Here is a 20,009-nt window from a genome sequence, read left to right as displayed (position 1 = left end):
ATCCTATGGACTTGAAAATCTTTGACCGGATGGAGTCGGAGGTGCGTGGCTACATCCGGTCGTTTCCGGTGATATTCAACCAGGCGAGAGGCTCTGTCCTGATCGATGAAGACGGCGGCGAATACATCGATTTTTTCAGTGGTGCAGGCACTCTCAATTACGGCCACAACAACCCTGTCTTCAAGGAAAAGCTGCTCGAGTATCTCGAGTCCGATGGTGTGGTGCACGGCCTGGACATGGCCACCAGCGCCAAGAAGCAGTTTCTTGAAACCGTCGATCGCGTGCTGCTCAAGCCGCGTAATTGGCAGTACACGTTGCAGTTCACCGGCCCCACGGGCACCAACGCGGTCGAGGCCGCGCTGAAGATCGCGCGCCAGGTAAAAGGGCGCCCCAACATTATCTCGTTCACTCACGGTTTCCACGGCGTCAGCGGCGGTTCGCTGGCCGCCACGGCCAACATGAAGTTCCGTGATGCTGCCGGCTTTGCGCTGGGCAACACCACCTTCATGCCTTACGACGGGTACTTCGGTCCCGACGTCGACACCATTGCTTATCTGGAACGCATGCTGGACGACCCCAGCAGCGGCATGGACAAGCCCGCCGGTGTCATCGTGGAAACGGTGCAGGGCGAGGGCGGGGTCAATGTGGCGACGCTGCGCTGGCTGAAAGAGCTGGAAAAGCTGTGCCGCCGCCACGATATGCTGCTGATCGTCGACGACATCCAGGTTGGTTGCGGCCGTACGGGCAGCTTCTTCAGCTTCGAGTCGGCCGGCATCCGCCCCGACATCATTACGCTGTCGAAGTCCCTGTCGGGCTATGGCCTGCCCATGTCGCTGGTGCTGATGAAGCCGGAACTCGATATCTGGAAACCCGGCGCGCACAGCGGCACGTTCCGCGGCAACAACCTGGCTTTTGTCACGGCCACGCAGGCCCTGGACACCTACTGGTCCAGCGATGCGTTCGCCAACGAAGTGCAGCGCAAGGAGCGCCTGGTGCGCGACTGGCTCGAAAACCTGGCCCACAGCTTCCCCAACGCCGGCCTGGCTGTGCGGGGTCGCGGGCTTATCCAGGGTCTGGTGGCCACTGCGGAACCGGCTCTCGCCAACCGCATCGCGCAGCACGCATTCAAGCGTGGCGTCGTCATCGAGACGTCGGGCGCGCATGACGAGGTGCTGAAGCTGCTGCCCGCGCTCACCATCGAAGATGAACATCTGGCCCGCGGCCTGGAAGCCATCGAGGCCTCAGTGGCCGACGCGCTGGGCGAATCGGGGCAATCTGCCCAAGTATTGAAATTTGGAGGAAAACGTCGATGATCGTACGCAATGTGAAAGATGTGATTGGCACTCCGGACGAAGTCCGCACCGAAACCTGGGTCAGCCGCCGCGTGCTGCTGAAAAAGGACGGCATGGGCTTTTCGTTTCACGAGACCACCATTTTTCCCGGCGGACGCACCCACATCCATTACAAGAACCATCTTGAAGCGGTCTGGTGCATCGAAGGCGACGGGACGATCGAGACCGTTGCCGACGGCAAGACGTACGAGTTGGGGCCGGGCGTGGTGTATGCCTTGAACGAACACGACGAACACTGGCTGTGCGGCGGTAAAGAGCCGCTGCGCGTCATCTGCGTATTCAACCCGCCGCTGACCGGTCAGGAAGTGCACGATGCCGAAGGCGTCTATGCGCTGCCCGCCGAAGAAGAAGCGGCCTGAGAACAGGAGGACGAACATGATCTCACCTGCACAGGATCCGTACGCCTCGCGTACGGATCGCAGTTCCGCCATCATTGCCCGTCAGGACCCGGTGGTCTATGGCGAAGGAAAGTACGCCGATGCGTTGTCGGCCGACCTGGTCCAGCGCTATGAACAGGATGGCTTCCTGCTTCTGGAAAACCTGTTTACCGAAGAAGAAGTCCAGGCCCTCGTGAATGAGGTCGAGCGCATGACGCGCGACCCGGCCATTGTGCGCCGCGAAGAGGCCATTACCGAGCCGGGCAGCAATGCGGTGCGCTCGATCTTCATGGTGCATGTGTTGAGCCCCATGCTTGCCCGCCTGACCCGCGATCCGCGCCTGGCCAACGTGGCCCGTCAGCTGCTGGGCTCCGAGGTGTATATCCACCAGTCGCGCGCCAACCTGAAGCCGGGCTTCAAGGGCAAGGAGTTCTACTGGCATTCCGATTTCGAAACCTGGCACGTCGAGGACGGCATGCCGTCGATGCGTGCGCTGAGCTGCTCGGTGCTGCTTACCGACAACAACGAGTGCAACGGCCCGCTGATGCTGGTGCCGGGCTCGCATCGCCAGTTTATTTCGTGCGTGGGCGAGACGCCGCGTGACCACTACAAGCAGTCGCTGAAGAAGCAGGAGTATGGCGTGCCCGACCCGGTCAGCCTGCAACTGCTGGTGGAGCAGGGCGGCATCCGCACGATGACGGCAAAGGCCGGCTCCGTGGTGTTCTTCGACTGCAACACGATGCACGGCTCCAACAGCAACATTTCGCCGTGGCCGCGCTCGAATGTGTTCATGGTGTACAACAGCATGGAAAACACGCTGCAGCCGCCCAAGTACGGGCTGGAGCCGCGCCCCGAGCACATCGCCACCCGCAAGGCCTTCAAGGCCGTCACGCCGCTGGACAAGCTCAAGCTCGTCGAATAGGCGGCGCCGGTCGCTCCCTTCAACCCCGCAAGGTCCGCCCTGCGGGGTTTTTGTTTTCAGGCGCTACGCGTGGCCGGATGTGCGCTTGTTGAACGGTGTCTGACACCCTCCGGGAGTCAGACACCCAACCCCCGCAAGCAGGTGTCTGACTCCCGAAGGGTGTCAGACACCCCCAGCAGCATTAGCCCGCCCATTCCGCCCAACAGGTGTCTGACTCCCGAAGGGTGTCAGACACCCATCATCAGCACGGAGCCGCACATTTGCCGAGTGCGTGGCTGGCTCCCTGCGGGTGTCCCCGGGCGCCGGATCTGCCCGACTTGCCGGTACGATGGCTATGAGCACCCGCAGGGTAGGGATACTGTACGTACAGGCTGTACGTATCGGGTACACTAGCCGTTTTACGCGCCGGAATATCCCGGTTCACCGGGCCAGCCAGGCCTGCTACCTACTTCCTGACAAGGTACTGGAGACACTTCATGACCTCCGAGGTTTCCCGTTTTCCCATGTTCGCCGCCATGATGAAGGTGCCGGGCGGGCTGATGTTGCTCCCCTTGATCCTGGGATCCATCATCGGCACGTTCGCGCCCGACGCGCTGGCAATTGGCGGGTTCACCACGGCGCTGTTCAAGAACAGCGCCTTGCCGCTGATCGCGCTGCTGATCTTCGCCACGGGCACCCAGGTCAATATGCGCACCGGCGGGCCTATCCTGGCCACGGCGGGCACCATCCTGTTGACAAAAACCATCGTGCCGGCCACGCTGATTGTGCTGCTGGGCAGTTACGTGGGCCTGGACGGCGTGCTGGGTGTCTCCATCCTGGCGATGCTGGCCGCCTTCGACAACAGCAACGGTGGCCTGTGGCTGGCCTATACGGGGCAATACGGCGACAGCCGTGACCGCGGCGCTTATGTGGCCAGCGCCGTCAACGACGGCCCTTTCTTCAGCCTGTTGTTCCTGGGCGCGTCGGGCCTGGCCGATATTCCGGTGAGCGCGCTGATCGCCGCCCTGGTGCCGTTTCTGCTTGGCGTGGTGGTGGGCAACCTCGATGTGCAATGGCGCAACGTGCTCAAACCCGTGCCGAACATCGTGATCCCGTTCTTCGCCTTTGCGCTGGGCACGGGCATCAACCTGGGCGCCGTCGTGTCGGGCGGCATGAGCGGCCTTATCCTGGGCCTGTTGATCAGCCCCATCACCGGCTATCTCGTGTACTTGGGCTACCGCTACATTCTGCGTCGTGGCGGCAAGAGCGGTATCGGCTTTGCGGCCGGCACCACCGCCGGCAACGCGATCGCCACCCCGGCCGTCGTGGCCGCAGCCGATCCGTCGCTGCAGCAGTACGTCGGCACCGCCACGGCGCAGGTCGCTGCATGCGTGCTGATCAGCTCGATCATGGCCCCCTTGCTCGCCTCGTATTTCCTGAAGCGCGCCGGCGAGCTCAAGCCTGCTGAAGATGTGGCGCTCGCCATGGGCGAACCCGCGCAGGCAATTCCCGACGCCCGGGTGTAAGCATGGCGCCATTCATCGCCATCGTGGCCGACGACCTGACCGGGTCGGGCGATACGGCTGTGCAATTCGTGCGCGCGGGTTGGCCCACGCAGTTGTCGGTGGGCCGCGCCAGCCAGGCACTGTCCGACCCGGCAGCACACCGCGCCGAAGTTATCGCGGTAACCACGCACAGCCGTCCGCTGCCCGGCGCGCAGGCAGCCGCCGTGGTGCGCGAAGATGTCGCCGCGCTGCGTGCGGCCGGTGTGCGGCGCCTGTACAAAAAAGTCGACTCGACACTGCGCGGGGCGTTTCGCGCCGAGATCGACGCGGCGCGCGCAGCTTGGCGCGAGGACGCGGTGGCGGTGGTGTGCCCGGCATTTCCGGCAACCGGACGTACGGTGCGCGAGGGCGTGCTTTATGTAGACGGCCGGCCGGTCACAGAGACTTCGGCGGCCACCGACCCCGTGACGCCGGTTACCGAAAGCCATATCCCCACGCTGCTGGATGGCGCGCAATTGTCCATGCGTGATGATGAATCGCCGCATGAGCTGGCCGGCCGCATCGCGGCTGCCGGAGCTGTCGTGGTCGTGGATGCGCAGACCACCGGCGAACTGGATCGCCTGGCCCAGGCCATCGTGCTCATGGGCGAGCGCGCCCTGCCGGTGGGGTCGGGCGGCCTGGCCATTCCGCTGGCGCGCCAGTGGGCCAGCGCCGAATCGCAGGGAACGGTTATTGTCGTGGTGACGTCGCAGCACAGCGCTTCGCGCCGACAGGCGCAGGCTTTGCAGGCGGCGGGCGCCCGCACCTGGTCACCTTCGCTGGCGCAACTGGCCGATGCAAATGCCTGGCGCGACTGGTCCGCGCAGGTCTGCGAATCCGAAGCTGCGGCGAGCGGCCCGGGCACGTTGCTGTTGCTGGCCCCCGAGGGTCGGCGCGACGATCTCGAATCCGACGTCGTCGCCGCCCGCCTGGGCGAACTGGTGGGCCGGCTTATCCAGGGCGACGCCGCAGCAGGCGTGGTGGCTACGGGCGGCGATGGCGCCAGCGCCGTATTGGCCGCACTGCAGGCCGGCGGCATCGCACTGGTCGACGAGGTGATGGGCGGCGTGCCCCTGGGCACGCTTACCGGCGGCAGGGCCGCCGGGCTGCCCATTGTGACCAAGGCCGGCGGCTTTGGCACTGACGATGTATTGATCCGGGCCGCGCGTGCGGTCCGCGAACGGAGGTTTCCCGCATGACACAAGACGCAACGCCTGTCCGCATTCCTACTCTGGCCGTTACGCTGGGCGACGTCGCCGGCATCGGGCCGGAAATCACCGCAAAGATGCTGCTGGGCCATGACGACCTGCGGCAGAAGGCCCGCCTGGTGGTGGTAGGCGATGCGGGCGCGATGCGCAAGGCTGCGCTGGCCCTGGGCGCCGACGCATCGCGCGTGCGGGTGGTCGAAGGGCCCGAGCAGGTGCAGAACACACCGGGCACAATCGAGATCATCCAGGCTGGTCCGACGCTCGAGCATGTGCCGCCAGGCGAACTCAGCGCCGACGCCGGCGACGGTTCGGTGCGCTTTGTCACCACCGCCTGCGCGCTGGCCCGCGCGGGACGCATCGACGGCATCGTCACCGCGCCCCTGAACAAGGCGGCCATGCACCTGGCGGGCCACAAATGGCCCGGCCATACCGAGTTGCTGGCACACGAGTTCGGCGTCAAGACATTTTCATTGGTGCTTTCGGCGGGCGACCTGTACATCTTCCATGCCACGACCCACGTGTCGTTGCGGCAGGCCATCGAAGACGTCAACCCGCAGCGCATGCGCGCCGTGCTGCGGCTGGCCGGATCGTTCGCTCGCGCGCTCGGGCGCGGCGACGAGCCCGTGGCCGTGGCAGGCCTGAACCCCCACGCAGGGGAAAACGGCATTTTCGGCACCGAAGACGCCGACATCCTGGCCCCTGCCGTGGCCGAGGCCAACACGGCGGGCATCCGCGCCGCCGGCCCCATCCCGGCAGACGCCTTGTTCCCGCAGGCCGTGCGCGGCAAATGGAAATTCGTCATCGCCTGCTATCACGACCAGGGCCATGCGCCGTTCAAGTCGGTGTATGGCGATGACGGCGTCAACATCACCGTGGGGCTGCCGGTGGTGCGCGTGTCGGTCGACCACGGCACGGCGTTCGACATCGCCGGCAAGGGCATCGCCCGCGAAGAAAGCCTGGTGCTGGCTGCCGAACGCGCCGCCCATCTGGCCCCGGGCTGGTCGCATGTATGGGAAACTGCGCGCTCCACCACCGGAGACTGATTCCATGGCGTTTGCCGCCGAACCCGAGGGGCCGGTTGACCGGTCCAGCACTCAACCCCTGCACGGCCAGGTGGCTCAGGCCTTGCGCCGCGACATCCGCGAACTGCAGTGGGCGCCGGGCACCGTCCTGCCCAGCGAGGCGGCATTGTGCAGGCAATTCGGGGTGGCGCGCAGCGTAGTCCGGCAGGCGCTCGCGGCGCTGGTGGCCGAAGGCCTGATCCACCGCGAGCCCGGCCGCGCACCCACGGTGGCCCCGGCACGCGAGCACCACCGCATGGTGCAGCGTTCCACAGGGCTGTTTGAGCAGTTCGCCCACACAGGCACCACGCTTCTCACACGCGTGCTGCGTTTCGAACCGGCCGAGCCGCCTGCCGAGGTCGCGGCATTCTTCAATACCCCCGAGACTCTGGTGCTCGAGCGGCTGCGGCGCGTCGACGATGAGCCTCTGGCGTTCGTGCGCACATGGCTGCCGCGCGCCCGCCTGCCGGGGCTGTCCGCCGGGCACCTGCAGGATGCATCGCTGCATCGCACGCTGGCGCTGCGGTACGGCCTGCATCCCGGCCGCGGCCGCAACCGCATACGCGCCGTGGCGGCCGATGCCGCCCTTGCGGCCGAATTGCAGGTGCCCGCCGGCAGCCCGCTGTTGATGCTGGAAGGGCAGGGGTACGACCAGCACGGCCAGCCCCTCGAGTGGTTTACTACCTGGCATCGCGCCGAAAAACTGGTGTTCGATGTCGACGTGGGCCCGGCCGGCGAACAGATCCATGCCGCGCTTCCCGGGGCGTCCGGCGGCAATGCGGCGGGCGATGCCGCGGCGCAGAGTCCACAGGGGCTCGAATCGCTCGAGGCCAACCTGCGCTCGGCGCTGGACACGGTACGCAGGCTGTGCGCCCAGACGGCCGGGGGCTGATGCGCCGACGCGCAGTGGTATGCTTTGCGACCACATGTCCGACTGCCATCTGCCGCCATGACCGCACGCATTGCCAGCCTGCACATCTACCCCATCAAATCGTGCGCCGCCATTGATCTGGCCGAATCTCCGATCGACCGCGCCGGCCTGGCCGGCGACCGGCGCTGGATGATTCTGACCGCGCAGGGGCAATTCATGACGCAGCGCCAATGGCCGGCCATGGCCCTGATCCGGCCTGCCATCACCGCCGACAGTCTTGAACTGCGCGCGCCCGGCATGCCGGCGCTCAGTATTGCGCTCGACGGCTCGCAACTGGGCGAGGCCGTGCGTCCCGTCACGGTCTGGAAAGACACCGTCCCGGCGCGCCACGAAAGTCCCCAGGCGGCGGCGTGGCTCAGCGAGGTGCTGGGCCAGGACTGCATACTGGTGAAGATCGACGCGCAGGCCCAGCGGCCCGCACGCGCCGAATGGGTCGACCGCTGGCGGGCCGCGCATCCGGACCTCGCGGCCGCCTTTGACGGAGACCACGATTTCGGGTTTGCCGACGGCTTCCCGCTGCTGATCGCCAACCAGGCTTCGCTTGATGAGCTGAATCAACGGCTGGCGGCCCAGGGGCATCCCGCCGTGCCCATGAACCGCTTCCGGCCCAATATCGTGATCCAGGGCGAATGGGAAGCCTACGACGAAGACCACACCGCCCTGGTGTCGGCCAACGGCGTCGGCATGGCGCTGGTCAAGCCGTGCACGCGTTGCCCCATGCCCAACATCGACCAGCAGACTGCGCAGCGCTACGACGAACCCGGGCGCACGCTGGCCACATACCGCAAGTTCGACATCGGTGTCGTGTTCGGGCAGAACGCCATCGTCAGCGCAGCGCCGGGCGCCCGCCTGCGGGTAGGCGACCCGGTCGAGATCGAACTGGATTTCTAGCGCTGACGCGCGGGCGTCCTGCTCAGGTCGAGAGCTTCAGCCCCACCAGGCCGGCTGCAATCAGCAGCACGCTGACCACCCGCATGGTCGACACGGCTTCGCCGAACAGCACGATGCCCGAGATGAATGCCCCCAGCGCGCCTATCCCCACCCATACCGCGTACGCCGTGCCCAGGGGCAGGCTCTTCATCGCGACGGACAACAGCCAGACGCTGACCACCATGCTGACGAGTGTGATGGCCGAAGGAATCAGGCGGGTGAATCCATGCGTGTATTTCAGGCCGACCGCCCACACTACTTCAAACAGCCCCGCCAAAACGAGAATGACCCAGGTCATGCTTAACCCCATTTGAAAGCTGCCGGCTGGCGCCGGCGGTGGGGTCGTCCCCGGGGAAAGATGCCGCCAGCCGTGGCCGGGGGCGGCGCCGGGCCGTCCCGGCGCGCTAAAAATTATAGAATACCCAATTGACCGCCGGTTGCGGGCAGGCGCGCCCGCGCCCGAATGCAACGCCGGGCGCCGCGCATTGGATTTTTACAGATGGTCCCCATGAGTTTCCAGGTCACCGTACAACCCAGCCAGCATCAGTTTTCCGCCGAGCCCGGCCAGACCGTGCTCGATGCCGCCCTGGCCGCCGGGATCGTGCTGCCCTACAGCTGCCGCAACGGCGCTTGTTCGACCTGCAAGGGCAAGGTTATTTCGGGCCAGGCCGATGCGGGCGAGTATCCCGCGCAGATTCTGTCGCCCGAAGAACTGGCGCAGGGCTACACCTTGTTTTGCCAGGCCCGGCCGCAGTCGGACCTGGTCATCGAATCCACGGAAGTCCGGCTGGCCAGCGACATCCAGATCCGCAAACTGCCGGCGCGCGTGCAGGCCATGGAACTGGCCGCGCCCGATGTCACCGTGCTGCGCCTGCAACTGCCGGCGGCCGAACCATTCCGTTATTACGCCGGGCAGTACATCGAGGTCATTCTCAAAGATGGCAAGCGCCGCAGCTATTCCATGGCCAGCCCGCCGCATGCAGGCAGTCCGATCGAACTGCACCTGCGCCACATGCCGGGGGGCGTCTTCACCGACCACGTGTTCGGCGCCGGCGACACCCAGATGAAGGTACGGGAAATCCTGCGTCTGGAAGGCCCGTTCGGTTCTTTCTTCCTGCGCGAAGACAGCGACAAGCCCATTATCCTGCTGGCCAGCGGCACCGGCTTTGCGCCCGTGAAGGCGATTGTCGAGCACATGGCTCACCATGGCATACGTCGTCCCGTGGCGCTGTACTGGGGCGGGCGCCGCCCGCGCGACCTGTACATGCACGAGCTGGCGCAGTCCTGGGCCCGGACACTGCCCGATTTCCAATATGTGCCAGTGGTGTCCGATGGTCTTCCGGAAGACGGCTGGACGGGCCGCACCGGCTTCGTGCACCAGGCCGTGCTGCAGGATCATCCCGATCTGTCCGGATACCAGGTATATGCGTGCGGCGCGCCGGTCATGGTCGATGCCGCGCGGCGCGAATTTTCCGCCCAATGCGGCCTACCGGAAGACGAGTTCTACGCCGATGCATTTACGTCCGAGGCCGACCTGGCCCGCGCCGGCTGAAGCCGGCGGCGCAGGCCGGTCGGAAACGTCCGGCTGCAACTGGATACGCCCCCTTTGTTTATGTTGTAGGCGGGGGCGTACCGACGCAGTACACTGCCGCACCGGCATTCCTACAGGATCGAGCCGTGGCCGCAGGGAGATCGTCTCTTTGCGGCGCGCGGGGCAAGGAGCAAGTCGCGCATGAAAGTAGCGGTATTGGGTAGCGGCATCATCGGCATTTCCAGCGCATGGTGGCTGCGCCAGGCGGGTCACGACGTCGTGGTCGTTGAACGCCGCAGCGGCCCCGCCCAGGAAACCAGCCTGGCCAACGGAGGCCAGATTTCCGTGTCCTATGCCGAACCCTGGGCCAATCCGCAGGCGCCACTGAAGCTCCTCAAGTGGCTGTTCCAGGACGACGCACCCCTGCTGTTCCGTCCGCAACTGGATTGGCGCCAATGGATGTGGGGCCTGGCGTTTCTGCGTGAATGCATGCCGGGCCGGCTCGCGCCCAACATCCGGGCGATGGTCCGGCTTGCCGAATACAGCCGCGCCACGCTTCAGGCCATGCGTGCCGAACTGGCCATTCCGTACGATCACCTCGAACGCGGCATTCTCAATTTCTACCGCGACCCCCACGAGTTCGAAATTTCGCAGAAAGCCGCCGGCCTGATGCGCGATTTCGGCGTCGAGCGCCGCGTCGTCACGGCCGACGAAGTGGTTGCCATCGAACCGGCGCTGGCGGCTCACCGGGCCACCATCGTCGGCGGCGACTACACCCCCGAAGACGAAAGCGGCGACGTGCATCTGTTTACGGCCGGCCTGGCGCAGCGATGCGAGGCTGCCGGCGTCGAGTTCCGCTACGGCACCAGCGTCACGCGCCTGGTGACCGGGGGCGGCCAGGTCGAGGCCATCGAAGTCATTCAGCCCGACGGCAGCTACGGCCGCATCGCGGCCGACGCCTACGTGGTGGCGCTGGGCAGTTTCAGCCCCAGGCTGGTCAGGCCCCTGGGCGTGCCATGCAATGTATACCCGGCCAAGGGTTACTCGGCCACTTTCGATATCCGCGATCCGGCGCGCGCGCCGGTGGTCAGCCTTACCGACAGCAGTCACAAGGTCGTGTTCACGCGCCTGGGCAACCGCCTGCGCATGGCCGGCACGGCAGAACTGTCGGGCTATTCGCGCGAATTGAACACCGGCCGTTGCCAGGCCATGGCGCGCCTGGCGCGCGAACTGTTTCCCGACGCGCTCGACTTCGAGAGCGTCAGCTATTGGTCGGGCCTGCGCCCGTCCACTCCTTCGAACGTGCCCCTGGTCGGCCGCACCCGCATCCCCAACCTGTACCTGAATACAGGCCACGGTACGCTGGGCTGGACCATGGGCGTCGGTTCGGGCCGGGCGCTGGCCGATCTGCTCAGCGGACGCCGGCCCGAGCCCGAATTTCCTTTTCTTGGTTCGTAACCTATGAAGACATTGCAACTGGCGGGCCTGGCCCGCGCACTGGTGGCCAGTCGGCGTACCTGGGTATTCGGCGCGGCGCTGGCCGTCGCGGGCGCAGCGCACGGCGCCGACGTCGAGATCGAGGTCTGGCACACGCTGTCCGGCCCCAACAAGGCCGAGTTCGAAAAGCTTGCCAAGAAATACAACAAAGAACAAAAAGAAGTCAGCGTCGAATTGCGCGACTTCCCCACCGAACAGGCGCTGCAGCAAGCGGCGGCCGATGCGCTGAAGAAAAAGAAGGGGCCCAACCTGATTCAGCTGTCCGATAACCGTTCACCCGAAGTGGTATCGGACCACAAGGCCATCCTGCCGCTGCATCAGTTGCTGGCGCGCTACCCCATCAAAGACCTCAACTGGTTCCTGCCGTCTACGTCGAGCTTCACGCGGGATGCCAAGGGGCGCTTGCTGGCCTTTCCCTGGATGGCCGAAGTGCCCATGATGTTCTACAACCTGTCGTACTACAAAAAGGCGGGGCTCGACCCCAACCGCCCGCCGCGCACCTGGGCCGACTTGCAGGGCGACCTTCTCAAGCTGCGCGACGTGGCCAATATCGAATGCCCGTATGCATCCAGCAACCAGGTCAAGGTGCACCTGGAAAACCTCGCGCCGGTGAACAAGCAGGCGTTCACCAGCAACGACAACGGCCTGGCCTCCTCCAAGGCTGCTCCCACGCTGCGTTTCGACACCTTGTACATGCGCCATGTGTCGCTCATGGTCAGCTGGAAGCGATCGCTGCTCTTCACGGCCCATTCCGACGATAACGAAAGCGACAAGCTGTTCGCCAAGGGCGAATGCGCCGTGCTGACGTCGGGATCGGGCGCCGCAGGCCTGTTCATGAATACGCGTTCGCTGTCCTTCGGCGTTGCACCGTTGCCGTATTACGACCAGGTCACCAAAGAAGCCGGCGCGCCGTTCATCAGCGGTTCGGCACTGTGGGCGATCGAAGGCCATTCGCAGGCCCAGGAAAAGGCCACGGCCCAATTCCTGGCATGGCTCGCCAAGCCGGTCATCGCCGCCGAATGGCATCAGCGCACAGGCTATCTGCCGCTGACCGACGCGGCCTTCCGCGCCGCCGATGTGTCGTTCTACAACAAGGTGCCGGGCGCGCAGGCCATCGTGCAATCCATGGTCGGGAAAGCGCCCCAGACCAGCCGCGGCTTCCGCATGGCCAATTACGACCGCGTCGAAGTCGTGCTCAACCAGGAACTGAACGAAGCCCTCGAAGGCAAGACCCCGCCTGTGGCGGCATTGAACCGCGCCGCCGATCAGGCGCGCAAGCTGGCGCAGCAGCGCTAGCCGGCGGCGGGCCGGGCGGCCGCGTCCGCCACGGTCCGTCGTACGCATGCAACCGGCCTGCAGGGCCGGTTTTTTTTGGGGGGCTGCAATGGTTCCTGCGTGTCGAGTGAGCAAAAAGCTCCGTTCGTATATGTCTGTCTAGGCGCCTTCTGCAAGGCGCGCCACCATGCCGTCTACGCGCTCCAACCCGAAGCGCGATTCCGATCAGGACGAGCATGGTTCGACTCTTTCTACTGGGCGTGCTGCCGCTGGGGCTGGCGGCTTGCGCGCAATGGTCCGGCCCGCCGGCCTGGCGCAGTGACGCGCCGGCAGCGCACTATGACTTCGACTGGCAATTGTCGGGGGATCCTGCCGTCGCGCCGCTTCAGGTCTTCAGCGGCGCCGGGCATACCTGGCTGCAATACGCGCCGGGGCGCACGCCGCCGGCCGTGTTTGCGCAGACGCCAGCCGGGCTCAAACCTTTACCGCACGTGCGCCGCGACCCCTACATTGTTGTCGAGGGCATCTGGCCCGCGCTGGTGCTTCAGGGCGGACAGCATGCGGCAAGAGTCGAGCGGCGGCAGTCCTCGGGCATTCCGGGGCCGCGCCCCGCGCCGCCAGGCCTGCCGGATCCCGATCCGCCTGCCAGCGCATCCGTCGATGAGGCCCCCGCGCCGACACGGCTTGCGTCCGAGGTAGCGAAAATCCGCGCCGTATCGCCCGTGCCGCGCACCGACACGCGGCCTTCTGACCCACCGCCCGCTGACGCTGCGTCGCCTGAAGCGTCGTTGGCACAGTCCTTTCACGCCGGCCCATCCGACACCACGCTCAGGGCTGTGTTGGCCCGCTGGGCAGCCCATTCCGGCTGGACGTTCGAGCCCCAGCACTGGTCAGTCGATGTCGATATACCCCTGGCGGGCCACGCGACCTTCGCCGCCGATTTCAAGACCGCCGTGCGTCAGTTGCTGGCTTCTACCGAACTGGGCGAGCGGCCCGTTCAACCGTGTTTCTACACAAACAAGGTGTTGCGCGTCGTGCCGTTCACACAGGCATGCGACCGCTCCGCCGCGTCGGGGGCCCGCCCATGATTTTGCGCTTTTTGCCTTGCAGCCTTGCATTATTGACATTGGGCGGATGCGCCGCCCAACAGTCCTTGCAGGCTCTGCGCGACGCGATTGCCGGCGCGCATACGCAGCTCGAGTCCGGCCAACGCCAGTTCGCCGCAGCGGCATCCGACCGCGCCGCGCGCATCGCCGCGCAAGATGTCGATAAACCCTGGCTGGCGGGCCGCCCACAGCCGTTGGCGCGCGATGCCGTACTGCCGCCGGCCTTGCGGGGCGAGATCGACACGACCTTGCTGTTCGCCGGCAAACTCGACCTGCCTGCGCTGGCCGAGCGCCTGACGCGCGCGACCGGCATTGCGGTACGCGTCGCGCCCGATGCGTTACTGCCGCAGTCGCTGTTCCTGCCCAGGCTCGGCAATGCCGTGCCCGCCGATCTGGCCACCACGCTGCGGGTGCCGGTGCAGGCGGGGCCCCGGCCGCTGCCCGATACGCTGGACATGCTCGCTGCGAGCTTCGGCGTGAACTGGCGCTACCATCGTCACGCCATCGAGTTCTATCGCATGCAGACGCGCGTGTTCGATGTGCGCGCACTGACACTTTCCAGCCGCGCCGACGCGCGCCTGGGTCGCTCGGGCTCGGCCGAAGCAGGCGGCTTTGACAATACATCCAGTACCGCGCTGTCGTCGGGCGACCAGCATGCCCTGCAAGCCGTCCGGGCTCGCATTCTTCCTTTCCTGACACAGGCCGGCACCGTCGCAGAGCTCGACGGCGGGGGCAGCACGCTGGTCATTACCGACACGCCCGAAGTCCTCGATCGCATCGCCCAGTTCATCGACGGAGAGAATCAGGCCCTGACCCGGCGAGTGCGCCTGCTGTTCGAAGAACTCACTGTGGTGGCCAACGACGGCGCCGAAGGCGGTGTCGACTGGAAAGCCGTCTACGAAAGCGCGCGAACGGCCGTCACCGCCACGATTCCTGCCGTGGCAGGCAGTACCGCGGCGGCCCTGGGGGCTACGGTCGAGTCAGGCGGCTTTCAGCGCTCGCAGGCCATTGTTTCCGCGCTCAGCCAGTCTGGCGCTGTCCTGCGTCATAGCAGCGTACCGGTGCTGACGCTGAACCGTCGCCCGGTCACGCATGCGGTGCGCACCACATTCTCGTATATCGACCAGGTGCAGAGCATGGCCGTCGCCGGGGTCGACGCATCACTCGGGGGCGTTGCGCTGCCTTCGGTGTCCATCAGCCAGAAGCAGGAAACGGTCGGCACCTTCCTGACGCTCGTGCCCGACGCGCAGGCCGACGGACGCATTCTCCTGTCGATCGCATATGACAACACGGTGGCCCAGCCGATCAAGAGCGTCACGTTCGGTGAGCGCGGCAACCAGATCCAGATCCAGCAAGTCACCATCGATGGCAACGGCACGGTGCAGCAGGTGGCGCTCAGTCCCGGCGAGCCCGTGATCCTGTCAGGCTTCGACCGCCGCCAGGACGAGTACGACCGGCGCCGCCTGACTCCCGACGCACCCCTGTTGGCCGGCGGGCAAGACCGCGTCTCGCGCGACCGGCTCACCACCATCGTCATCGTCACGGCGATGGTAGAGGAGGGCATCTGAATGGCTGCCATACCGGCTCCCGGCCAGCTGCTGCTGATAGACACCCCGGACGGCTCGGCCAGCCTGGCGATCGGCCTGTCGTGGTTCGCCGTGGTGGGCAGCCACGCCCGCAGCATGGCGCGTTCCCGCGCCAGGCGCATGCGCGCCACGCACTTCGTTACGGGCGGACAGGGGGCCATGGCCGGCGGGTGCGCGCGGCTGGCTGCGCATCAGCAGCGTCGTCCGGTGCACGCCGCGGCCCAGGTGTTCGCGCAGCTGTATCCGGAAGGCGCTGTCGCGTGTGTAGTTCCATTGCCGGACGGCCAATGCTGGCTGGCAGCGTCGCAGGATGGCGCCGTGGTGGCACGGGGCGACACGCTCTATGCCGATGCGCATCAGGCGTCGATGGCGCTGCAAGCGTTGGCCGACCAGTATCCCTCCTTGCGGCGGCAGGACGGCGCCCTGTCGCTGCGGGCCATGCAGGCGGCCCTTGGCCCCGCCACGTTGATGCAGCCAGTAGGCAATCGCTGGTCATGGCTGCCGCTGCCGGTGCGAGTGTTCCTGTGCACGCTGGCGTTCGCCGCGTCGATTCCGCTGATCCGCCATCTATGGCCGGTGCCGCCGCCGACGCCGGCGCAGGCCATGCCGGCCAGCGCAGAAGACGCGTGGCGCCAGGCGGTCGACGGGTTTCTCAGGAAGCAGCGCGTGCACCCCTTGCCCGAGCTTGCGCGCGTACTCGGTTCGCTGCATCGGCTGCCCCTGAACCTGCAAGGTTGGCTGCTGCGCGAAGCACGCTGCCAACCGGGGCAGGGGGCCTGGAGGTGCAGCGCGGCCTATGCGCGCGTGCAGGCCGATGCCACCAATCTGGCATTTTTGCAGTCTTTGCCCCCGCACTGGCAGTTCCGGCTTCACCCGCTCGATGACGCCGAGCTGGTGTGGACGGTGCCCGGCAACGATACCTCGCTCGAGCGGGTCGACGTGCCCACGTCCGCCCACGTCGACCGCGTGCTGGCCAGCGCGTTGCAGCAGGCGCGCCCGGCCTTCCAGCAGATGAAGCTGGGCCCGTCCATGGCCGTGCCTATCACCGCGCCGCGCGATTCCGCCGGGCAGGCCTTCGCAGCGCCAGTGCCGCTGCCGGCGCTGCGCCAGCGTTCCGTGGCGCTGTACGGGCCGCTGCGCTCTGTCGCGGTGCTGGCGGGGCAGCAGTCGCTGGCCGTGGCGTGGTCCTCGCTGGTACTGCGGTTGGCGCAGGGGCGTGAACCCGGCACGGCGGTCAGCGCCCTTACAGCCGAGCTTCAAGGAGTTCTCTATGAAAACGATGCACAGCCATAGCCTCACAGACCTGCATGCGCTTCGTGTCCACAGGTTCGCAGCACTGCTTGCGAGCGTGATAACGGCCTGCGGCCTGGCCACGTCCGGACGCGCGAGCCCGGCCGCCACTGCGTCCGGGCCTGTGGACGACGCTGGCGGATATGCCGCTGCCGAAGATCAGGGCTGGCCAGAAGGGGATACGGTACGCGAGCTGCTGCACATCGACGCGCAGGCGGCACGCGCCGCGTCCGGGCTGCCCCGGCGGGCCTCGGATTGGCTGCGCCAGCCGGATGCGCCGCAAGCGGCCTTGCGGCCAGCCGGGCATGACGCCGCATCACATGAAGGCCCCGACCGCATTCGGGTGGTTGCCATCTACGGCGTCGGCAAAGCACTGCGTGCCCATGTGTCGGTCAACGGCACGGTGTTGCTCTACCGGGCGGGCCGTCCCGCTCCGATGGGCGGCAATGCCGGCGATTCGAATCCCTACACGCTGCAGGCCATCGATACCCCTTGCGTGCGCCTGGGCCGGGCCGGCCAGTCATATACCGCTTGCCTGGCATCGGAAGAGCCCGGCCATGAATGACACGTCCACGCTTGCGCAGCCCGCTGCAGCGGGCGCCACGGCGCCCTGGCTGCATACACATGACGATCTGGCCCGCCTGACGCCGGCGTTCGTGCGCCCCCTGGACGAAATCGATCTCGCACTGCTGGCCGGCAGGTTGTGTCCGGTCTTGCTCGAAGGGCAGCAGGTCGCCATCTTCGCGCTGCACGACTACGTGCATGGCGACGCCATTGCCGAAGTCGAACGGCTGGTACGCGCCCGCGGGCATCGGCTGGCCGCGGTGCCGCGTTATGCGCTGCCGCCTGCATTGCTGCTGCCGGTGGCCCGGGGGCAGCTGACGGCGGCATCGCTGCGCGAAATTCGCGGCACGCCGGCTCATGCCCGACGATCGACCCTGGCCGCCATCTTTCTCGATATTGTGCGCTGGGGGCTGCAGCATCGTGCCAGCGACGTGCATATCAACGTCTGCCATCCTCCGGCGCGATCCGAAGTCCGGTACAGCATCGACGGCGCCTATGTGCTGCCCGGCTGCTTTCTCGACATGTCCGCGGCCACGCTGCTGGAAGTGCTGGCGGTGGCCTGGATGGATGTGCGTGGGGGCAATGGCGCGGTATTCGATCCCCTGGTCGAGCAGCAGGGGCGCATCGCGCTCGACGTCGACGGTCGTCCGGTCACCGTGCGCTGGGCTTCACTGGCGACCGATGCCGGCCCTTCGGTTTGCCTGCGGCTGCTGCGCCTGGACGCCGCCGAAGGCGGCTCCAGCCTGCAAGAGCTGGGCTATCTGCCGTCCCAGGTGGCCATGCTCGAGCGCGCTCGCGAGCAGGCCGGCGGGGCCATTGTGCTGGCCGGCATCGTCGGCTCGGGCAAGTCCACATCCATTGCCACCCTGATGCGCGGCATCGCCGCGACGCGCAAGGTCATCACGCTGGAAGATCCGGTCGAATACCGCATCGTCAACGCGCTGCAGAACACCGTGGGGCGCCAGCTCGACGCGTCGGCGTCCCCCGTGTTCGACGCGAAGCTCAAGACGATCAAGCGGTCGGCCATGCACGACCTGCTCATCGGCGAAGTCCGCGACCGCGATACCGGCCGCGCCTTCACGGACCTTGCGGGTTCGGGCGTCAACATCTACACCACCACACATACAGGCGCGGCGCACATGATTCCCGAGCGCCTGGCTTCCGACTTCATCGGCATATCGCGCGATTTTCTGGCGACTCCTGGGGTGCTCAAGCTGCTTGTCTACCAGGCGCTCATGCCGCAGCTGTGTTCCTCGTGTGCGTTGCCGTTCAGCGCAGCGGCGCGGGGTGATTGCGGCTACGACTGGGGCAAGTGGGCGGCGGCCTTCGCCCGCGCTCACCAGCTCGAACCCGGATCTCTGCGCGCTCGCAACCCGCAGGGTTGTGCGGCTTGCAGGCGTGCAGGCCTGCCACAGTTAAACGGCCTGACGGGGCGCACCGTAGTGGCCGAGATGATCGAGCCGGGCCAGGATGACGGCTTGCTCATCTATGTGCGGCGCAGAGACAACCTTGGCCTGCTGCGTTATGTACGTTCGCGGCCGCGCACGCCCTTGCAACACGCTGACATGACAGGAAAGTCGGCGGCCGAGTGCGCGCTTTACAAGGTTGCGCTCGGGCTACTGGATCCGCGTCCGGTCGCATCGCACTTTCGTCTGCCGGGGGCTCCCGCCGGCATGCGGGCCATGCCGCAAGCGGAGGCTCTTGATGCTTGATCGCCTGGCTGTGAGCTTTTCCGTCTGGGCGCGTCGCATTGGCGCGTGGTGGGACGCCGGCCGTTTCCAGGCCCGGCGCGCCGATTACTACGAATATCTGGCCGATCTCATCGTCAGCCTGGATGGGCGCAAGACGCTGCGTGACGTATTCGCTGATGACGCAAGGCGCTATGGCAGCCGCATGGTGCGAGGCCGACTGGCGCTGCATTGGCTGCATCGCTACCAGGAATCCGGCGGAGACCTCGCGGCGACGTTCTCACGCAGTATCCCCCATGACGAAGCGCAACTGATAGGCACGGCACAGCGGGCGGGTGGAGACGCCTTGCCGCATGCGCTGCGCGGGCTGGCCGATGCGGTGCGTCTCGTCCAACAGGCGCGTCAGGTGCTGGCGGGCGCAACGGCCGCTGGTGTCGTGGCACTGGCAGTAGCCGTGGGCGTGCTGACGGCCGTTCCGTTTTTCACCGTGCCGCGCCTGCAGCAGGTCTTCCAGGCCGTACCCGCCGATTATTACGGCGGACTCACGCGCGGGTTGTTCGGCTTGGCCCGCGCGCTGCAGAGTTGGCTGCCTTTCTGGGCCGTACTGCTGGCCGGTGGCGCAGGCCTGTCGGTGTGGGCCGCGCCCATGGCCGTGGGGCCATGGCGCGTGCGGCTTGACCGCTGGTTTCCCTGGCGGCTGTATCGCGATGCGCATGCGATCCGGTTCCTTGCCATGCTGGCAATCATGCTGCGGCAGCGCGGCAACCTGGATACTAGGCTGCGCGAAGCGCTCGCGGCGCTGGCTCGGCGCGCCCGGCCATGGCTGGCCTGGCATGTAAACGCAATGCTGTCGCGCGTCGAGCACGGCATTGTGGGGGCCGGTACGTTCGAAACAGGCCTGTTTGATCGCGAAACCGCCTGGTTCATGGGCGACGTCATTGCCGCGCGCGGGCTCGAAGCCGGCGTGCAGCAAGCACGCTTGCGGGCCGAGTCGCGGGCGCTGCGTCGCATACGGCGCGAAGCACAGGCATTGCGCTGGGGGCTTTTGCTGCTGTCGGTCGCCGCCGTGCTCGCGTTGACGCTATGGCACTACGCCGTCATCGACGAGCTGCGGCGCGCGCTGACCAATTTCTACGCCAGCCAGTAAATGGCGCGGCCTTTCCTGTTC

18 protein-coding genes are annotated in these 20,009 nt (G+C 66.5%); 17 read left to right on the top strand and 1 reads right to left on the bottom strand.

The genetic code is table 11. The annotated features are described in order from the left end of the window. Window positions 1-5: 5 nt before the first annotated feature. From ectB to CAL18_RS10635, 8 genes are all read left to right on the top strand, one after another. A complete protein-coding gene (ectB, locus tag CAL18_RS10670; RefSeq protein ID WP_026638351.1) occupies window positions 6-1,313 on the top strand; it encodes a diaminobutyrate--2-oxoglutarate transaminase in 1,308 nt (435 codons plus the stop codon). Continuing rightward, complete coding sequence (locus CAL18_RS10665; RefSeq protein ID WP_026638350.1) at window positions 1,310-1,711, top strand: ectoine synthase; 402 nt, start codon at window positions 1,310-1,312, stop codon at window positions 1,709-1,711. Before ectB ends, CAL18_RS10665 begins: the two co-directional genes overlap by 4 nt. 16 nt (window positions 1,712-1,727) lie before the next feature. Continuing rightward, window positions 1,728-2,651 carry an ectoine hydroxylase gene (gene thpD, locus CAL18_RS10660; protein ID WP_026638349.1) on the top strand — a complete coding sequence of 308 codons (924 nt, stop codon included), beginning with the start codon at window positions 1,728-1,730 and terminating at the stop codon, window positions 2,649-2,651. A gap of 476 nt (window positions 2,652-3,127) precedes the next feature. Next, entirely contained in the window at window positions 3,128-4,156 is a 1,029-nt protein-coding gene (locus CAL18_RS10655) for a 2-keto-3-deoxygluconate permease (protein ID WP_094796261.1), read from the top strand. A gap of 2 nt (window positions 4,157-4,158) precedes the next feature. Beyond that, the gene (gene dtnK / locus CAL18_RS10650) at window positions 4,159-5,373 is read left to right on the top strand and encodes a D-threonate kinase (protein WP_094817825.1); all 1,215 of its coding nucleotides are present in this window, start codon (window positions 4,159-4,161) and stop codon (window positions 5,371-5,373) included. Next, window positions 5,370-6,425 carry a 4-hydroxythreonine-4-phosphate dehydrogenase PdxA gene (pdxA, locus tag CAL18_RS10645; protein WP_094817824.1) on the top strand — a complete coding sequence of 352 codons (1,056 nt, stop codon included), beginning with the start codon at window positions 5,370-5,372 and terminating at the stop codon, window positions 6,423-6,425. The genes dtnK and pdxA overlap by 4 nt, the downstream gene beginning before the upstream one ends. A 4-nt stretch (window positions 6,426-6,429) precedes the next feature. After that, window positions 6,430-7,335 (top strand): GntR family transcriptional regulator, encoded by a 906-nt coding sequence (locus CAL18_RS10640; protein ID WP_094817823.1) that lies wholly within the window; start codon window positions 6,430-6,432, stop codon window positions 7,333-7,335. A gap of 57 nt (window positions 7,336-7,392) precedes the next feature. Further along, window positions 7,393-8,265 (top strand): MOSC domain-containing protein, encoded by an 873-nt coding sequence (locus CAL18_RS10635; protein ID WP_094817822.1) that lies wholly within the window; start codon window positions 7,393-7,395, stop codon window positions 8,263-8,265. A gap of 22 nt (window positions 8,266-8,287) precedes the next feature. On the opposite strand, the gene sugE is transcribed toward CAL18_RS10635, so the two are convergent. After that, on the bottom strand, window positions 8,288-8,602 hold the full coding sequence (sugE, locus tag CAL18_RS10630; protein WP_026638343.1) for a quaternary ammonium compound efflux SMR transporter SugE: 315 nt from the start codon (window positions 8,600-8,602) through the stop codon (window positions 8,288-8,290). 210 nt (window positions 8,603-8,812) lie between these two features. On the opposite strand from sugE, the gene CAL18_RS10625 reads away from it, so the two are divergent. From CAL18_RS10625 to CAL18_RS10585, 9 genes are all read left to right on the top strand, one after another. Then, window positions 8,813-9,856 (top strand): CDP-6-deoxy-delta-3,4-glucoseen reductase, encoded by a 1,044-nt coding sequence (locus CAL18_RS10625; RefSeq protein WP_026638342.1) that lies wholly within the window; start codon window positions 8,813-8,815, stop codon window positions 9,854-9,856. Window positions 9,857-10,036: 180 nt separating this feature from the next. Next, window positions 10,037-11,293: a D-amino acid dehydrogenase gene (locus tag CAL18_RS10620; RefSeq protein WP_094796266.1), complete on the top strand. Its 1,257-nt coding sequence runs from the start codon at window positions 10,037-10,039 to the stop codon at window positions 11,291-11,293. A 3-nt stretch (window positions 11,294-11,296) separates the two neighbouring features. Further along, window positions 11,297-12,628, top strand: a complete 1,332-nt coding sequence (locus CAL18_RS10615) for an extracellular solute-binding protein (protein WP_026638340.1) — start codon at window positions 11,297-11,299, stop codon at window positions 12,626-12,628. A gap of 215 nt (window positions 12,629-12,843) precedes the next feature. Further along, window positions 12,844-13,695: a TcpQ domain-containing protein gene (locus CAL18_RS10610; RefSeq protein ID WP_094817821.1), complete on the top strand. Its 852-nt coding sequence runs from the start codon at window positions 12,844-12,846 to the stop codon at window positions 13,693-13,695. Then, a complete protein-coding gene (locus tag CAL18_RS10605; RefSeq protein WP_026638338.1) occupies window positions 13,692-15,281 on the top strand; it encodes a hypothetical protein in 1,590 nt (529 codons plus the stop codon). The genes CAL18_RS10610 and CAL18_RS10605 overlap by 4 nt, the downstream gene beginning before the upstream one ends. Beyond that, entirely contained in the window at window positions 15,282-16,592 is a 1,311-nt protein-coding gene (locus CAL18_RS10600; RefSeq protein ID WP_094817820.1) for a type 4b pilus protein PilO2, read from the top strand. It begins immediately after the preceding gene. Continuing rightward, window positions 16,570-17,154 carry a hypothetical protein gene (locus CAL18_RS10595; protein ID WP_141217759.1) on the top strand — a complete coding sequence of 195 codons (585 nt, stop codon included), beginning with the start codon at window positions 16,570-16,572 and terminating at the stop codon, window positions 17,152-17,154. Before CAL18_RS10600 ends, CAL18_RS10595 begins: the two co-directional genes overlap by 23 nt. Continuing rightward, window positions 17,147-18,865 carry an ATPase, T2SS/T4P/T4SS family gene (locus tag CAL18_RS10590; RefSeq protein WP_094817818.1) on the top strand — a complete coding sequence of 573 codons (1,719 nt, stop codon included), beginning with the start codon at window positions 17,147-17,149 and terminating at the stop codon, window positions 18,863-18,865. Before CAL18_RS10595 ends, CAL18_RS10590 begins: the two co-directional genes overlap by 8 nt. Then, window positions 18,858-19,988 carry a general secretion pathway protein gene (locus CAL18_RS10585; RefSeq protein ID WP_094817817.1) on the top strand — a complete coding sequence of 377 codons (1,131 nt, stop codon included), beginning with the start codon at window positions 18,858-18,860 and terminating at the stop codon, window positions 19,986-19,988. The genes CAL18_RS10590 and CAL18_RS10585 overlap by 8 nt, the downstream gene beginning before the upstream one ends. Window positions 19,989-20,009 lie beyond the last annotated feature (21 nt).

It is taken from the genome of Bordetella genomosp. 7 (assembly GCF_002261415.1).
Taxonomy (GTDB): Bacteria; Pseudomonadota; Gammaproteobacteria; order Burkholderiales; family Burkholderiaceae_B; genus Bordetella_A.
Note: the sequence above shows the minus strand (reverse complement) of the source record. Positions and strands in the feature narration are given on the sequence as shown.

Coding starts and splice junctions, on each gene's coding strand:
- CAL18_RS10595 (WP_141217759.1), top strand. CDS start 16,570: ATGAAAACGATGCACAGCCATAGCCTCACAGACCTGCATGCGCTTCGT.
- CAL18_RS10600 (WP_094817820.1), top strand. CDS start 15,282: ATGGCTGCCATACCGGCTCCCGGCCAGCTGCTGCTGATAGACACCCCG.
- dtnK (WP_094817825.1), top strand. CDS start 4,159: ATGGCGCCATTCATCGCCATCGTGGCCGACGACCTGACCGGGTCGGGC.
- ectB (WP_026638351.1), top strand. CDS start 6: ATGGACTTGAAAATCTTTGACCGGATGGAGTCGGAGGTGCGTGGCTAC.
- CAL18_RS10625 (WP_026638342.1), top strand. CDS start 8,813: ATGAGTTTCCAGGTCACCGTACAACCCAGCCAGCATCAGTTTTCCGCC.
- CAL18_RS10635 (WP_094817822.1), top strand. CDS start 7,393: ATGACCGCACGCATTGCCAGCCTGCACATCTACCCCATCAAATCGTGC.
- CAL18_RS10655 (WP_094796261.1), top strand. CDS start 3,128: ATGACCTCCGAGGTTTCCCGTTTTCCCATGTTCGCCGCCATGATGAAG.
- thpD (WP_026638349.1), top strand. CDS start 1,728: ATGATCTCACCTGCACAGGATCCGTACGCCTCGCGTACGGATCGCAGT.
- CAL18_RS10605 (WP_026638338.1), top strand. CDS start 13,692: ATGATTTTGCGCTTTTTGCCTTGCAGCCTTGCATTATTGACATTGGGC.
- CAL18_RS10665 (WP_026638350.1), top strand. CDS start 1,310: ATGATCGTACGCAATGTGAAAGATGTGATTGGCACTCCGGACGAAGTC.
- CAL18_RS10585 (WP_094817817.1), top strand. CDS start 18,858: ATGCTTGATCGCCTGGCTGTGAGCTTTTCCGTCTGGGCGCGTCGCATT.
- CAL18_RS10640 (WP_094817823.1), top strand. CDS start 6,430: ATGGCGTTTGCCGCCGAACCCGAGGGGCCGGTTGACCGGTCCAGCACT.
- pdxA (WP_094817824.1), top strand. CDS start 5,370: ATGACACAAGACGCAACGCCTGTCCGCATTCCTACTCTGGCCGTTACG.
- CAL18_RS10615 (WP_026638340.1), top strand. CDS start 11,297: ATGAAGACATTGCAACTGGCGGGCCTGGCCCGCGCACTGGTGGCCAGT.
- CAL18_RS10590 (WP_094817818.1), top strand. CDS start 17,147: ATGAATGACACGTCCACGCTTGCGCAGCCCGCTGCAGCGGGCGCCACG.
- sugE (WP_026638343.1), bottom strand. CDS start 8,602: ATGACCTGGGTCATTCTCGTTTTGGCGGGGCTGTTTGAAGTAGTGTGG.
- CAL18_RS10620 (WP_094796266.1), top strand. CDS start 10,037: ATGAAAGTAGCGGTATTGGGTAGCGGCATCATCGGCATTTCCAGCGCA.
- CAL18_RS10610 (WP_094817821.1), top strand. CDS start 12,844: ATGGTTCGACTCTTTCTACTGGGCGTGCTGCCGCTGGGGCTGGCGGCT.